The organism is Neisseria sp. RH3002v2g, from assembly GCF_014596425.2.
Classification (GTDB): domain Bacteria; phylum Pseudomonadota; class Gammaproteobacteria; order Burkholderiales; family Neisseriaceae; genus Neisseria.
Genome location: NZ_CP110721.1, coordinates 2,178,512 through 2,194,021, shown reverse-complemented (window position 1 = coordinate 2,194,021; position 15,510 = coordinate 2,178,512). Strand labels below are relative to the sequence as shown.

The following is a 15,510-nucleotide window of genomic DNA, read 5'->3' as shown; positions in this document are numbered from 1 at the left end:
TTGACTTCCCTGTATCATTTAGGAGTGAGTAACTGTTTCGTTATCCGTAAAGGACTTCTTATTCTTTGCACAGTATTGACTGTGGCTGATAGAAATCGTTTCCCATTTTACTTTATTTATCGCCATTAATGGCAAATTATTACTTAGTCATGATTAAAAAGATTATAACGACCTGCCTGGGTCTCTTATTGGGACTGGCTCTTTTCGGTGTAGGGCTGCTTGCAATTGCAATTTTGGTCACCTATCCGAAGCTGCCGTCTTTGGACACTTTACAACACTACAAACCCAAAATGCCGCTGACGATTTATTCTTCAGACGGCCAAGTAATTGGCGTTTACGGCGAGCAACGGCGTGAATTCACCAAAATCGGTGACTTTCCCAAAGTTTTGAAAAATGCCGTGATTGCCGCCGAAGACAAACGCTTCTACGACCACTGGGGCGTGGACGTTTGGGGTGTGGCGCGCGCCGCGATCGGCAACGTCATGGCCGGCGGCGTCCAATCCGGTGCCAGTACGATTACGCAACAGGTTGCCAAAAACTTCTACCTGAGCAGCGAGCGTTCGTTCACCCGTAAATTCAACGAAGCTCTGTTGGCCTACAAAATCGAGCAGTCTTTGAGCAAAGACAAGATTTTGGAGCTGTACTTCAACCAAATCTATTTGGGTCAACGCGCTTATGGTTTCGCATCTGCCGCCCAAATTTATTTCAACAAAAATGTTAACGAGTTAACATTGGCCGAAGCCGCCATGTTGGCCGGCTTGCCCAAAGCCCCTTCCGCCTACAATCCGATTGTGAACCCTGAGCGTGCCAAACTGCGTCAGGCTTATATTCTGAACAATATGCTGGAAGAAGGCATGATTACCCTGCAGCAACGCGATCAGGCTTTGAAAGAAGAGTTGCATTACGAGCGTTTTGTACAAAACATCGATCAAAGCGCCCTGTACGTTGCCGAAATGGTGCGTCAAGAGCTGTTTGAGAAATACGGCGAAGATGCCTACACTCAAGGCTTTAAGGTATACACCACCGTCGACACTGCACACCAGCGCGTAGCCACCGAAGCCCTGCGCAAAGTCCTGCGCAATTTTGACCGCGGCAGTAGCTACCGCGGCGCAGAAAACTACATCGACCTGAGCAAAAGCGACAACGTAGAAGAAACCGTCAGCCAATACCTTTCTACACTTTACACCGTCGATAAAATGATTCCGGCGGTTGTATTGGAAGCCTCCCGCAAAGGTGTACAGATTCAGTTGCCGAGCGGCCGTAAAGTCACGCTGAACAGCCACGCTTTAGGCTTTGCCGCCCGTGCCGTCAACAACGAAAAAATGGGCGAAGACCGCATCCGCCGCGGCTCCGTCATCCGCGTTAAAGGCAGCGGCGATACCTTTACCGTCGTTCAAGAGCCTTTGCTGCAAGGCGCATTGGTGTCTTTAGATGCGAAAACCGGCGCAGTCCGCGCATTGGTCGGCGGCTACGACTATCACAGCAAAACCTTCAACCGCGCAACTCAAGCCATGCGCCAACCCGGCTCGACGTTCAAACCGTTCGTTTATTCCGCCGCTTTGGCAAAAGGCATGACTGCTTCCACCATGATTAACGATGCGCCGATTTCCCTGCCAGGCAAAGGTGCAAACGGCAAAGCGTGGAACCCGAAAAATTCAGACGGCCGCTATTCCGGTTACATCACGCTGCGCCAGGCTTTGACCGCTTCGAAAAACATGGTGTCCATCCGTATCCTGATGTCTATCGGTATCGGTTACGCACAACAATACATCCAACGCTTCGGCTTCAAGCCGTCTGAAATTCCTGCCAGCCTGTCTATGGCTTTGGGTACAGGCGAAACCACGCCGTTGCGTATTGCAGAAGGTTACAGCGTCTTTGCCAACGGCGGTTACAAAGTGTCCGCACACGTCATCGACAAAATCTACGACAGCCAAGGCCGTCTGAGAGCGCAAATGCAGCCTTTGGTAGCCGGTGAGAACGCGCCTCAGGCCATTGACCCGCGCAACGCCTACATCATGTACAAAATCATGCAGGACGTTGTCCGTGTTGGTACCGCACGCGGTGCAGCCGCACTCGGCCGCTCTGACATCGCCGGCAAAACCGGTACCACCAACGACAACAAAGACGCATGGTTTGTCGGCTTCAACCCTAGCGTTGTGACTGCCGTCTATATCGGCTTTGACAAACCGCGCAGCATGGGTCGTGCAGGTTACGGTGGTACAATCGCCGTACCGGTATGGGTAGAATACATGCGCTTCGCCCTGAAAGGCACCAGCGTCAAACCGATGAAAGCACCTGAGGGCGTGGTTTCGAACGGCGGTGAAGTGTATATGCGCGAACGCATGACCACCAGCTCCGACCTGGCCTTGGACAACAGCGGCGTTGCACCGCGCCCCGCTCAACCTGCCCGTCGCGCGGTTCCGAATGAAAACCGCCGCCGCACCGAGAGCGGCAATGCACCAGCCCGTGAAGAATTAGACGAAACCCCAGTTCTGCCAAGCAATACCGGCAACAATAACAAACAACAACTGGACTCTCTGTTCTAACAAATCAAGGCCGTCTGAAACGTTCAGACGGCCTTTTTTGAGAAAATTCAAAGCAAAACCATGATTGATTTACACTGCCATTCGACCGTTTCAGACGGCATGCTCTCCCCAACCGAAGTCGTCCGACTCGCCCGTCAAAACGGTTGCACCCTACTCGCCCTGACCGACCACGACCATACCGGCGGACTGGCCGAAGCTCGCGCCGAAGCCGATACCCTCGGCCTCCCCTTCGTCAACGGCGTGGAAATATCTGTCACTTGGCGCGGCCGCACCATCCACGTTGTCGGCTTGGACTTTGACGAACACAACGAAACCCTGCAAAACCTGCTTGCCGAAGTCCGCAAAGGCCGTCTGAAACGATTGGAAGCCATTGCGGCCAAACTGGAGAAAAAAGGCATCACAGGCGCGTATGAAGGCGCACTGGCATTGGCCGCCAACAAAGAAATGGCCAGCCGCACCCACATTGCCGAATTTCTCATCCGCGAAGGTCATGTCAAAAACAAACAGCAGGCGTTTACCAAATACCTGGGTGACGGCAAATCCTGTTCCGTCAGACATGAATGGGCCACACTGGAAGACTGCGTAGCCGCGATTACAGGCGCGGGCGGCATGGCCATTATTGCCCACCCGATGCGCTATGAATTATCCGCCACCGCCAAACGAAACCTGTTTCAAGAATTTAAAAATCTCGGCGGCGCGGGGATTGAAGTACACAGCGGCAACTGCTGCAAAAACGACCGCCTCAACTATGCCCTGCTTGCCGACCGCTTCGACTTTCTCGCCAGCGCAGGCAGCGATTTCCACCGCCCCAACGACTTCAGCGGCGGCATACTCGGCGCCTGCCCCGACTTACCCGAACAATGCCGCCCGGTCTGGGAACACTTTAAGGCTGTCTGAATTTTTGACAGCAATTTTTCAGACGGCCCGCCAAGTATGAGACAGTTATAAACATATCACACTCTACATATTGAAACTGCCTGCCCGATACACCATAATAACCCTATAAATACCCCAAAAATAAAGGTTAACACCATGTGCCAACTGCTCGGCATGAATTGCAACACTCCCACAGACATCATGTTTTCTTTTGAAGGCTTCCGCCGTCGCGGCGGCATTACCGACCACCACGCCGACGGCTTCGGTATCGGCTTTTTCGAAGGCAAAGGCGTGCGCTTGTTTCACGACGACAAACCCAGCGCCAACTCGCCCGTTGCCGACTTGGTACGCGCCTACCAAATCAAATCTGAAAACGTTATCGCCCATATCCGCAAGGCCTCACAAGGCCAGACCTCATTGGCGAACACTCATCCCTTCATGCGCGAGATGTGGGGCGAATATTGGCTGTTTGCCCACAACGGCCATTTGATTGATTTTTTCCCCGAGCAGGGCGAGTACTACCATGCCGTCGGCTCAACCGATTCCGAACGCGCGTTCTGCTTTATTCTCAACCGCCTGCGCAGCCGCTTTGCCACCAAGCCCGAACCTGAAGTTTTGTTTGATGCCATTGCCGGCCTGACCCATGAAATCCGCCGCTACGGCTTGTTCAACTTCGTCATGTCCAACGGCGACTGCCTGTTTGCCCATGCCAGTACTTTGCTTCACTACATCGTGCGCAAAGCCCCGTTTGGCAAAGCACGTTTGCTGGACGATGATGTCATGGTCGATTTTTCAGAAGTAACCACCCCGAACGATAAAGTCTCCGTCATCGCCACCCTGCCCCTGACCCGCGACGAAACCTGGTCGCAATTGGCAGTCAATGAATTGGTGATGTTTCAAGACGGCGACATTGTCCTCAGCGACCGCCCCAACAATCCGGTCTACATGAGCGCGGAAGAAGGTTTGGAAATCGCCCGTGCCGTCGGCGTATCGGTTTGACGTTTGATTGACTGAAAAACACAAGGCCGTCTGAAAAGCCCGACTTCGCCAAAGTTGCCCTTTCAGACGGCCTTTTTATACCCAAATTCTACGCAAAAGCCTTTACTATACGAAAATAACGCAATCCGCTACAATAATAGTTCACAAACAATAAATTCAATTGCTTAGCGACCTTGCCGAGCGTATGACAAGGAAACCCGATGAAGTGCCCGTTTTGCCAACACCCCAACACTCAAGTAACCGACTCGCGATGGCTGGAAGACACCAACAGCATCCGTCGCCGCCGCAAATGCTTGGAATGCGGACAACGCTTCAGCACTTTTGAAACCGTTGAAATGCGGATGCCGCAAGTCATCAAATCCAACGGCACACGGGTTCCCTTTAATCCGCACAAACTGCAGACCAGCCTTGAGCGCGCGCTGCACAAACGCCCTGTCACGCAAGAACAAATCGACGAAACCGTTGCCCTGATCGAGCAGCGCCTCTACCGTTTGGGCAAAAAAGAAGTCGCTTCGCGCATCGTCGGCGAAATGGCGATGGAGGAGCTGGCCAAAATCGACCAAGTCGCCTATGTCCGTTTCGCGTCCGTCTATAAAAGCTTTAAAGACGTTTCCGAATTCACCCAAGTCATCGCCGAATGCAAAGCCAAATAAGGCCGTCTGAAACCATGTTTTCCGCACTTGATACTCAAATGATGCAAACCGCCCTCGAGCTGGCCAAACTTGGGCGGTTTTCTACTTCCCCCAATCCCCGCGTCGGTTGCGTGATTGCACACGGCACACAAATCGTCGGACAAGGTTTCCACGTCAAAGCAGGCGAGCCGCACGCTGAAGTTCACGCCTTGAGGCAGGCCGGAACGGCGGCAAAAGGCGCAACAGCCTATGTCACGCTGGAGCCTTGCAGCCATCACGGCCGCACGCCGCCATGCGCCGAAGCGCTGATTCATTCCGGCGTAGCGCGCGTGGTCGCCGCCATGACCGACCCTAACCCGTTGGTCGCAGGCAAAGGTTTGTCCATGCTGGAAGCCGCCGGAATCCGTACCGAAAGTGGTTTGCTGGAAGCGCAGGCGCGCGAGCTCAACCGTGGCTTTCTGTCGCGTATCGAACGCGGCAGACCGTTTATCCGCCTCAAATGCGCCGCCAGTTTGGACGGTAAAACCGCCCTTTCAGACGGCCGCAGCTTTTGGATCACCGGCGAAGCGGCGCGCGAAGACGTACAAATTCTCCGCGCCGAAAGTTGCGCCGTTTTGACCGGTATCGGTACCGTACTTGCCGACAACCCGAAGCTCAACGTCCGCAGCTTCCCCACCCTGCGCCAACCTGCGCGTATCGTCTTGGACAGCCGACTGCAAATCCCTTTGGACTGCCACCTCGTGACCGATACCGACAGCCCGACCGTTATCATTACCCTTTCCTCAGACGAACAACGTTTGCAGGCTCTAAGTGCATTTGAACATATCCGCATCATCAGGCCGTCTGAACACATCAACGGCCGCATCAATCTCCCTTCCCTCATGCCGCAACTGGCAGAACTTGGCCTTGGCGAAGTTCTGGTAGAAGCCGGCTCAACACTTGCCTCAGCCTTCCTGAAGGATGACTTGGTGGATGAAATCGTCCTCTACCAAGCGCCGAAACTATTGGGCGCAGGCAAACCTCTTTTCTCCCTCCCTGAAAATCCGGCCGCCCTACTTTCAGACGGCCCCTGGCACAATCAATCGGTAGAAATCATCGGGCAGGACATTAAATGGGTTCTACAGAAAAAATCCGTTTGATTGCTTGTCATAAATAATTTAATTATTTTCAATAGAGTTATTCTATTGTTTATATAGCAATAAATGTGATTTATTCATCAATCTATTATAATGACTATAGCGTATTTTAATTTAAAACTTTGACTTAGGCTCATTATAATTAACCTGATTGTCAACAAAATTCTTTTTCTTCACGAAATAATAAACTTTTAAAATAAGTTAAGCCGAGAAAATTTATTAAAAGTTTTTATTCTAGAAGGGTTTTAAACGGCATAACCGACAGCTTGATTTCATGAACTAAGCATTTGACAGGAAAATATCCAAAATTAAAACATGTAGTTGCATAAAACCTTTTAAAATTAAATATTCGAAAATACCGTTTCCATACCTCAGAGGTCGTCTGAACGACCGTTAAACTTTTTTGATTGAGACGAATCTGATAAATGCTTATGATTTCGTCTGCTGGGATTATAAGTACGGTTTTGAGGCTTCACACGATACGGCAGCAGCAAACAACTCAGGCATCGGGCAAACACTCCCGATTTACTCATTCATTACACGAAAGACATCATGAAAAACATTACGATACAAAAATTTGCCGATAAGACCGCAAAAATCGGCATCGTCGGCTTAGGCTACGTTGGTTTACCACTGATGCTGCGCTATGTGGACATCGGTTACCAAGTTTTGGGTTTCGACATCGACAAAACCAAAGTCGACAAGCTCAACAAAGGCGAAAGCTACATCGAGCATATTCCTTCCGACAAAATTGCCGCCGCTTCAAACAGCCTGTTTGAAGCCACCACCGACTTCTCCCGCATCGGCGAAGTAGAAGCCGTGATTTTGTGCGTACCGACTCCGCTGAACAAATACCGCGAGCCGGACATGAGCTTCGTTATCGACACTACCGACGCGGTCAAACCTTACCTGCGCGCCGGTCAAGTGCTGTCTTTGGAATCCACCACCTACCCCGGTACTACCGAAGAAGAATTGCTGCCGCGCATGGAAGAAGGCGGCTTGAAAGTCGGTCAAGACGTGTTCTTGGTTTACTCTCCCGAGCGCGAAGACCCGGGTAACCCTAACTTCGAAACCCGTACCATCCCCAAAGTCATCGGCGGCCATACCCCTGCTTGTTTGGAAGTCGGCCTGGCACTGTACCAACCTGCCATCGATAAAGTTGTTCCGGTAAGCTCCACCAAAGCGGCCGAGCTGACCAAACTTCTGGAAAACATCCACCGCGCCGTAAATATCGGCCTGGTAAACGAGATGAAAATCGTTGCCGACAAAATGGGCATCGACATTCACGAAGTCATCAATGCCGCCGCAACCAAACCGTTCGGCTTCGTTGCTTATTACCCGGGCCCCGGCTTGGGCGGCCACTGTATCCCTATCGACCCGTTCTACCTGACTTGGAAAGCCCGCGAATACGGCGTAAACACCCGCTTCATCGAGCTGGCAGGCGAAGTGAACTCCCATATGCCCGACTACGTTATCGAAAAAGTCGGCCTGGCTTTGAACGACCACAACCGTTCCATCAAAGACAGCAAAATCTTGGTATTGGGTATCGCCTACAAGAAAAACGTGGACGATATGCGTGAAAGCCCGTCTGTGGAAGTGATGGACCGCCTGCACAAACTGGGCGCAGTGGTTTCCTACTCCGACCCGCACGTTCCAGAGTTCCCACACATCCCAGGCCACCACTACTTCGACTTGAAGAGTGAAGCGCTGACCCCTGAAACTGTCGCCCAATACGACTGCGTGGTTCTGACCACCGATCACGACAAATTCGACTATGACATGATTACCGAACATGCCAAACTGATTGTCGATACGCGTGGCAAATTCCCAGTGAAAAATCCTAAAGTCATCAAAGCATAATCTTGCTTCAGACGCATCCGGCTGCCTCCGGTTTCCCCGACCGGGACGGCGGCCGGTTTCCCAAGGCCATTTGTTTTTTCAGACGGCCTTGGGAAACCGGCAACGGTAAAACGCATCTCTTACGAAAAACGCTCAGCTCGAACTTCCGGCCGTCTGAAAACAAATAATATGAACGCGAAAAAAATCCTCGGCTACGCATTGGGCCCGATAGGAAGCGCCGCTTTCGGCCTGCTTTCCCTGCCGCTCATCTCATGGTACTTCCCTGCGGAAGACATCGGCCGTATCGTACTCTTGCAGACCATTGCCGGACTGAGCATCCTGTTGCTGGGCCTGGGGTTGGACCAATCCTATATTCGCGACTATTACGCCGTTAAAGACAAGGCCGCGCTGTTCAAATCCGTTTTTTTATCGCCATTGATTCTGACGGTGGCGGTTGTGGTTTTAGTATTGCTGATAAACGCATCATGGCCGTCTGAAATCATTTTCGACATCCCCAGCGCGAATTTGGGGATTCTCTTCCTGATTTTCTTGGCCACCACACTGATTATCCGTTTTTTAGCCTTGATTTTGCGGATGAAAGAGCAGGCATTAGCTTTTTCCGTCAGCCAACTTGCGCCGAAATTTTTGATTTTGGTGTTGGTTTTTGCCGTGATTGCTTCCAGCTTGCCCGCCAATACCACTTCGCTGGTTTTTGCCTACACCGCCGCCCAAGTGCTGACCGTTGCGCTGTTGATCTATCAACTGCGCCGAGACCTGCAAGCTGTTTCCCATGCGAAATGGTCGCCCGAGCTGCATCGGGACGGATTACGCTACGGCCTGCCGCTGGCATTCGGCAACTTGGCCTATTGGGGTTTGACTTCGATTGACCGTTTTGTCCTCAAGAATATCTCGGGCTTGGACGAGTTGGGTATTTATTCGATGGCAGTCAGCTTTGGCGCCGTCGCCTTGATTTTCCAAAGCGTGTTCTCCACCATTTGGGCGCCTTTGGTGTTCAAATGGGTGGAAGAAAAAACCAATCTGGACAAAATCGGCGACATCACGCTTTCCATGACCGTCCTTATCAGCGCAATGATTTGCCTCATCGGGATTTTCTCACCGATGGCGACTTGGATACTGCCGGAAAAATACACGCAGGTTCAATTTATCCTGCTCTCGTGTATGCTCTTCCCCCTGTTTTACACGCTGACCGAAGTCAGCGGCATCGGTTTGAACGTCGTCCGCTCGACTTGGCTGATTACCGCCATCAACATCGTTGCCTTTATCGCCAATACCGCCCTGCTCTATCTGCTGGTGCCGAAATTCGGTGCAAAAGGTGCAGCTATGGCCAGCGCAACGGCTTTTTGGCTGTTTTTCATCTTGAAAACCGAATTCTCTTCACGCCTGTGGCAGCCTTTGCCGCGCCTGAAGATTTATACCAACTCAACGCTCTGCCTGATAATCTGCCTTGCCTACACTTGGCTGGGTACGCGCGACAACTACATTTGGTTTGCGCTGGCATGGGCAGTGGGACTGGGTTTCCTGTTCCTAAAATACAAACACGCACTATTTGCCGCGACCGAAAAAATCAAAGCCAAATTAAACCGTTCGGCAAAATAGCCAACCTGAGATTCATGTCTCTACGATAACAACAGCACGACTATGAAAATAAAACGTCTGAACTTATACACTTACATCCTCTACATCATGCTCGCAGCCTATATGCTGGGGCCCGCGCTGTCCTTTAAGGTCGGCGTGCCGCGTATCGACAACCCCTTGACCCTGATATTTGTACTGCTTGGTTTTGTCGTATTTTTTCTGGAAAGCAAGCATATTCCGCGCAAGATTTTCGCTATGCTCTGCGCCCTGACTGCCATGTGCATCTGGCCTGCCATCCACATGGGCATTACGTCGCTGACGCCGACGCAGTACATGGATATTTTGTTTTTTATGGCGGTTCCGGCTTTCTTCTACTTGTTTTACCAAGTATTGAAGCGCGCCGACGACCCTTTGAGGACAATTCAGAAGTTCCTCGTCGTATTTACGCTGTTTATCGCCGTGCCGCCGTTTGCAGAGCTGGCCACCGGTATTCAGTTTGTGAGTGCCAGCGATGAGTTGGCCATTGACGAAGGTTCGCTCAAAGGCTTGTTCTTTAACCCGAACAACCTTGCCGCCACCGCAGTCTGCCTTGCGCCTGCCATTTTGTTTTTCTTCCAACTCCAAGGACGGAAACACAAAGAAAAACTGCTGGGCTGGGGCTTGTTCCTGCTGTTGGGCATGGCCATTTTCGCCAGCGTATCGCGTACCGCCATCGGCTGTTACCTGTTGATTTTGCTGGTTTATACGGCCTATCGCAAAAACGGTTTTATTACGGTCGGCGTAGCTGGTTTGCTGGCGTTGGTGTTGTCGATGATTCCGTCACGCGCGATTGCGGAATTTTTGCTCTCACTCAACGGCAACCAGTTTTTGGAACGCTTTTCCAGCCGCGTGTACCTCTTCCTGTACGACTTGGGCAGCGACAACTCCGTGTCCTACCGTCAGGAGATTTACAACTACTTTTGGAACAATCCGCCCCTGCTGCTGACCGGCTACGGTCCTAAAAACTTCCGCGAATATTTCGGCGGCCATTTGAGCGACAGCTTGGGCTTTGAAAACCCGCACAGCTTCATCATTGAGCTGTATTTGGGTTTCGGCATGATTTCCCTGCTCGGCTTTATTGCATTTGTGGCGTGTTATTTCCTCTACACCGCTTCAAACCGCGCAGTAACCGGCAAATCACGCGTTTTGGCTTGGGTTGCCTTAGGCATTTTCCTCCTGGCCGGTTTTATTCCGTCCACCATTTTGCGTATGCCGTTTATCTGGCTGCCCTGCCTGCTGATTTTTATTTACAGCGTATTTGTTGCGCCCAAGCTGAAAGATATGGCCACTTACGCATACAACGAAACACTATACGATACGAAGAAACCATCATGAAAATCATCCTGACTACCTCCATGTCCGGCCTCGGTGGCACTGAAAACGCCACTTTCCGCCTCGGCCGCCTGCTCAAACAACGCGGACACGATATCGTATTGGCCTCTTCAGACGGCCCTTTGATTCAGGAAGCGCAAGCATTGGGCATCCGTTGGCAGCCGATTGATTTTTACCAAGGCGGTCTTTTGGGTTACATCAAAGGCATGTTTGCCTACATGAAACTGCTGAAAAAAGAGAAACCTGATGTGATTCACTGCCAAATGGCGCGTATCGTTCCGGCCTGCGCCATTGCGGCCAAGTTTGCCTCGCCAAAAACCAAAGTGTTCTACCACGCGCGCGGCCTTGATCCGGAAACTTATCCGAAAATTGCCAAGCTTTTCGACAAGCTGGGCGTGTACATCATCGGCAACTGCAAACACGAACGCGAAAAACTCATCCGTTACGGTTTCCCTGCCAACCGCATCACCTACACTTACAACGCCCTGCACAAAGCGGATTACGTTCCTGAAAAAACAGTCAAAGACTATGTCCAACTGGGCACGCTTTCCCGTTTGGACACCGTCCGCGCCGTGCATCTGATGTTGGACATTCTCAAGAAAATGGTTGACCGCGGTATGCCTGTACGCCTCAACGTTGCAGGCATCGGCGAAGAAATGGACAACCTCAAAGCCCAAGCCAAACGTTTGGGCATCGAAGACAAAGTTACCTTCCTCGGCGGCGTCCGCGACTTGACCGGCTACTTCAAAGAAGTCGATATTTTGGTGAACACGCCTCATTGCGTAGGTGACCACGGCGCAGGCGTCGGCAACAATATTTTGGAAGCCGGCCTTTACGACACACCCGTCGTGACCTACAACATGGCGGGTATTTCCGAAATGGTCATCACCGGCCAAACCGGCTACTGCATTCCTTTCGGCGATGAAGAAGCATTTATCGAAGCCGTCGATACACTCATCAAGCATCCAGAGTTGCGCGGTCAAATGGGCAAAGCCCTGCACAAACACGTCGAAACTTTATGCTCCGACGACGAAATCTACCGCACCACCATGGCTGCGTACGAAATGTAAGGCCATCTGAAACATGAACATTACCATCGTCGCCCCTTATTGCTCGCTGCCGTCCGAGCCGCATTTCAACCGCTTCTGGTATCTTGCCGAGCTGTTGTCGCAGTCGCATGACGTATTGCTGATTACCAGCAATTTCAAACACTACGACAAATCTTTCAGACGGCCCGAAGATGCAAAGGCCGCCTCACAAGGCCGTCTGAAAGTGATGTTGTTGGAAGAAAGCGGATACAGCAAAAACGTGTCTTTAGGGCGCGTGACCAGTCATCACCGCTTCGTCAAACATTTTGAAAAATGGTTGGAAAACTGCCGTCCGGGCGAACAAGACGTCGTCTTTTCCGCCTATCCGCTGATTGCCACCAACCTGCTCTTGGGCAAACATAAAGCGCGTTTGGGCTACAAGCTGATTGTCGATGTGCAGGACGTATGGCCGGAGTCCTTCTCCTCGGTCGTACCGTTTTTGAAAAAAGTACCGCACAACCTGCTGCCCTTTGCTTCACGCGCCAACCAAGCCTACCGCTACGCCGACGCGCTGGTTGCCGTATCGCAGACTTATCTCGACCGCGCCAAAGAAGCCAATCCGAACGTACCCGGCGAAGTCGTCTATATCGGTGCCGACTTTCCCAAACTTGATGCCGCGCCTGCCAAAGATTTCGGCGACGACAAAACCCGATTCTTCTACTTGGGCACGCTCAGTTACAGCTATGACGTGGAAACCGTGTGCAAAGGCATTCGCAAGCTGTTGGATGCCGGCGAAAACGTCGAATTGCATATCATGGGCGGCGGCCCTGATTTAGACAGGCTCAAACAATATGCCTGCGACGGCATCAAATTCTACGGCTACATTCCTTACGCCGAAATGATGTCGGTCGCCAAAGGCTGCGACATTTCCGTCAACGCCATCCACTCTTACGCCATGCAGTCGATTACCAACAAACTGTCCGACTATATGGCTTTGCAAAAACCGATTCTGAATAGCCAGGTCAACGACGAAGTTGCCGAAGTCCTCACCCTGCTGCCGCATGCGAACTACCGTTCCGGCGATGTGGACAGCTTCGTTCAAGCCGCCAAAGATATTTTGAAGCGCAAAGACGATCCTGTTCAGTCCAAAGAAATCGTCCGCCGCTTCAAGCGCGACGTTGCCTATCAAAAAATCGTCAACCTGATTGAAAGATTAGCTCATGAATAAATTTTTCAAACGCCTGTTTGACATTGTTGCCTCCGCCTCGGGGCTGATTATCCTGTCGCCTGTGTTTTTGATTTTGGTGTACCTCATCCGCAAAAACTTAGGCTCGCCCGTGTTCTTCATCCAAGAGCGGCCGGGCAAGGATGGCAAGCCGTTTAAAATGATTAAATTCCGCTCCATGCGCGATGCAATCGATAAAGACGGCAACCCGCTACCGGACAGCGAACGCCTGACCGATTTCGGCAAAAAATTACGTGCCACCAGCTTGGACGAACTTCCTGAATTATGGAATGTCTTAAAAGGCGAGATGAGTTTGGTTGGCCCTCGTCCGCTGCTGATGCACTACCTGCCGTTGTACAACGACTTCCAAAACCGCCGCCACGAAATGAAACCGGGCGTAACCGGTTGGGCGCAAGTCAATGGCCGCAACGCCATTTCATGGGACGAAAAGTTCGCCCACGATGTTTGGTACATCGACCACTTCAGCTTCTGGCTGGATATTAAAATTTTGTTCCTGACGGTTAAAAAAGTCTTCGTCAAAGAAGGCATCTCAGCCGAAGGAGAAGCCACTATGCCTTATTTCACGGGTAATAAAACTGATGAAAAAAAATAACATACTGATTCTGTCGGCAGGCCGCCGCGTCGAATTGGTGCAGGACTTCCAAACCGAAGCCGCACGTTTTTCAGACGGCATCGGCGTGTTTGCCACTGACCTCAATCCCCACATGTCTTCAGCCTGTCATGTCGCCGACCGCGCTTTCAGCGTACCGCGCATCGACGCAGCCGAATACATCGACAACATTTTCGAACTGGCCAAACAACACAACATCGGCCTGATTGTGCCGACCATCGATACCGAACTGCTCAAGCTGGCCGAAGCACGCGACCGTTTTGAAGCCGAAGGAATACACATCGTCATTTCCGACGCCAAACTGATTACCCTGTGCCGCGACAAGCGCCTGACCGCAGGCCTGTTTGCACAATACGGCATCCGTTCGCCTGAAATTTACGAACGGGACAGCCTGGCCTTCCCGTGTTTTGCCAAGCCTTATGACGGCAGCCGCGCCATCGGTGCGAAAAAAATCAACACTCCGGCCGATCTGACCGCCGACATTGCCGAAGATCCGAAAATGATGTTCGCCCAATACATCGATATTGAAAATGCTTTTTCCGAGTTTACCGTCGATATGTATTACGACCGTCAAGGCCGTCTGAAATGCGCCATTCCTCGCGAACGTTTGGAAGTACGCACCGGCGAAGTCAGCAAAGGCGCGACCCGGCGCAATGCCCTGTATGAAGAGTTGGTTGAAAAAATGGCCGTATTGGAAGGCGCACGCGGCTGCATTACCGCTCAATTCTTCGTCAGCAAAACCGACAATACGACCTACGGCGTGGAAATCAACCCGCGTTTCGGCGGCGGTTTCCCACTGACCTACGCTGCAGGCGGCAACTATCCGGGCTGGCTGATTCAAGAATACATCGGCGGCCAAGACATTCCCTTCTCCAACGACTGGGAAAACAATTTAATCATGCTTCGTTATGATGCTAAGGTTTTGGTAAGAGAACATGATTAAGCCGGAAGAATCCGTCATCGTTTTTGACCTTGACGATACGCTTTACTCCGAACATGACTACAAATGCTCCGGAATACGGGCAGTTGTAGAAATGATTACGTCGCTTTATCCGCAATACAATGCCGGCGTACTATATGAAATTGCCGACAATAAAAGTAAAGACTGGCTCGACAATTTGTGTCATCATTGCAAATTAAACGAATCAGAGAAACAATCACTCTTGTGGCAATATCGACTGCATCGGCCTGCCATCCGACCCTATGTCGAACCGTCTTTTTTACGGAAGCTAATGCGCCCTTTTGCCGCACGCGCCCTGATTACAGACGGCCGCAGCCTGACACAGCGGTTGAAAATACAGGCCTTGGGCCTGACCGATTTGTTTGACGACATTTTGATTTCGGAAGCCATGCAATCGGAAAAGCCCGACGACAAGCGTTTCGTTTTCCTGCAAAACAAATATCCGGCCGCAAAACGTTTTATTTACATCGGCGACAACATCAAAAAAGATTTTGTCGCACCCAACAAACTGGGTTGGCTCTCCATAGGCATCATGCCTAAGCCGCACAATATTCATCAAGCCGAGCCCGAGCAATACGGCCGTGAATACCAGCCCACCCTTTGGATAAACACCCTGGAAGAATTGACTACACTGACAACTTCCGCCACCGAAAAAGCAAATGCATAAGGG

General features: G+C 51.4%; 13 protein-coding genes. All 13 read left to right on the top strand.

Annotated elements, in window-relative coordinates:
• Positions 1–149 precede the first annotated feature (149 nt).
• The 13 genes from BBP27_RS10445 to BBP27_RS10385 all read left to right on the top strand — a co-directional run bounded on the left by BBP27_RS10445 (position 150) and on the right by BBP27_RS10385 (position 15,507).
• Complete coding sequence (locus BBP27_RS10445; RefSeq protein ID WP_188211924.1) at positions 150–2,546, top strand: penicillin-binding protein 1A; 2,397 nt, start codon at positions 150–152, stop codon at positions 2,544–2,546.
• 60 nt (positions 2,547–2,606) lie between these two features.
• Positions 2,607–3,443 (top strand): PHP domain-containing protein, encoded by an 837-nt coding sequence (locus BBP27_RS10440; protein ID WP_188211925.1) that lies wholly within the window; start codon positions 2,607–2,609, stop codon positions 3,441–3,443.
• A gap of 135 nt (positions 3,444–3,578) precedes the next feature.
• On the top strand, positions 3,579–4,421 hold the full coding sequence (locus BBP27_RS10435) for a class II glutamine amidotransferase (protein ID WP_188211926.1): 843 nt from the start codon (positions 3,579–3,581) through the stop codon (positions 4,419–4,421).
• A 200-nt stretch (positions 4,422–4,621) separates the two neighbouring features.
• Positions 4,622–5,074 (top strand): transcriptional regulator NrdR, encoded by a 453-nt coding sequence (gene nrdR, locus BBP27_RS10430; protein WP_003748978.1) that lies wholly within the window; start codon positions 4,622–4,624, stop codon positions 5,072–5,074.
• A 14-nt stretch (positions 5,075–5,088) separates the two neighbouring features.
• Positions 5,089–6,192, top strand: a complete 1,104-nt coding sequence (gene ribD, locus BBP27_RS10425; protein ID WP_188211931.1) for a bifunctional diaminohydroxyphosphoribosylaminopyrimidine deaminase/5-amino-6-(5-phosphoribosylamino)uracil reductase RibD — start codon at positions 5,089–5,091, stop codon at positions 6,190–6,192.
• 549 nt (positions 6,193–6,741) lie between these two features.
• Entirely contained in the window at positions 6,742–8,049 is a 1,308-nt protein-coding gene (locus BBP27_RS10420; protein WP_036492804.1) for a nucleotide sugar dehydrogenase, read from the top strand.
• 168 nt (positions 8,050–8,217) lie between these two features.
• Positions 8,218–9,645, top strand: coding sequence for an oligosaccharide flippase family protein (locus BBP27_RS10415; RefSeq protein WP_188212272.1), 1,428 nt, complete (start codon positions 8,218–8,220; stop codon positions 9,643–9,645).
• Between the two features lie 42 nt (positions 9,646–9,687).
• Positions 9,688–10,998: an O-antigen ligase family protein gene (locus tag BBP27_RS10410; protein WP_188212273.1), complete on the top strand. Its 1,311-nt coding sequence runs from the start codon at positions 9,688–9,690 to the stop codon at positions 10,996–10,998.
• Positions 10,995–12,065: a glycosyltransferase family 4 protein gene (locus tag BBP27_RS10405; RefSeq protein WP_070836776.1), complete on the top strand. Its 1,071-nt coding sequence runs from the start codon at positions 10,995–10,997 to the stop codon at positions 12,063–12,065. The genes BBP27_RS10410 and BBP27_RS10405 overlap by 4 nt, the downstream gene beginning before the upstream one ends.
• Before the next feature lie 13 nt (positions 12,066–12,078).
• Positions 12,079–13,251, top strand: a complete 1,173-nt coding sequence (locus BBP27_RS10400) for a glycosyltransferase (protein ID WP_188212274.1) — start codon at positions 12,079–12,081, stop codon at positions 13,249–13,251.
• Positions 13,244–13,861: a sugar transferase gene (locus tag BBP27_RS10395; protein WP_036492790.1), complete on the top strand. Its 618-nt coding sequence runs from the start codon at positions 13,244–13,246 to the stop codon at positions 13,859–13,861. Before BBP27_RS10400 ends, BBP27_RS10395 begins: the two co-directional genes overlap by 8 nt.
• Positions 13,848–14,822, top strand: a complete 975-nt coding sequence (locus BBP27_RS10390) for an ATP-grasp domain-containing protein (protein ID WP_188212275.1) — start codon at positions 13,848–13,850, stop codon at positions 14,820–14,822. Before BBP27_RS10395 ends, BBP27_RS10390 begins: the two co-directional genes overlap by 14 nt.
• Positions 14,815–15,507, top strand: coding sequence for an HAD family hydrolase (locus BBP27_RS10385; RefSeq protein ID WP_036492784.1), 693 nt, complete (start codon positions 14,815–14,817; stop codon positions 15,505–15,507). The genes BBP27_RS10390 and BBP27_RS10385 overlap by 8 nt, the downstream gene beginning before the upstream one ends.
• Positions 15,508–15,510 lie beyond the last annotated feature (3 nt).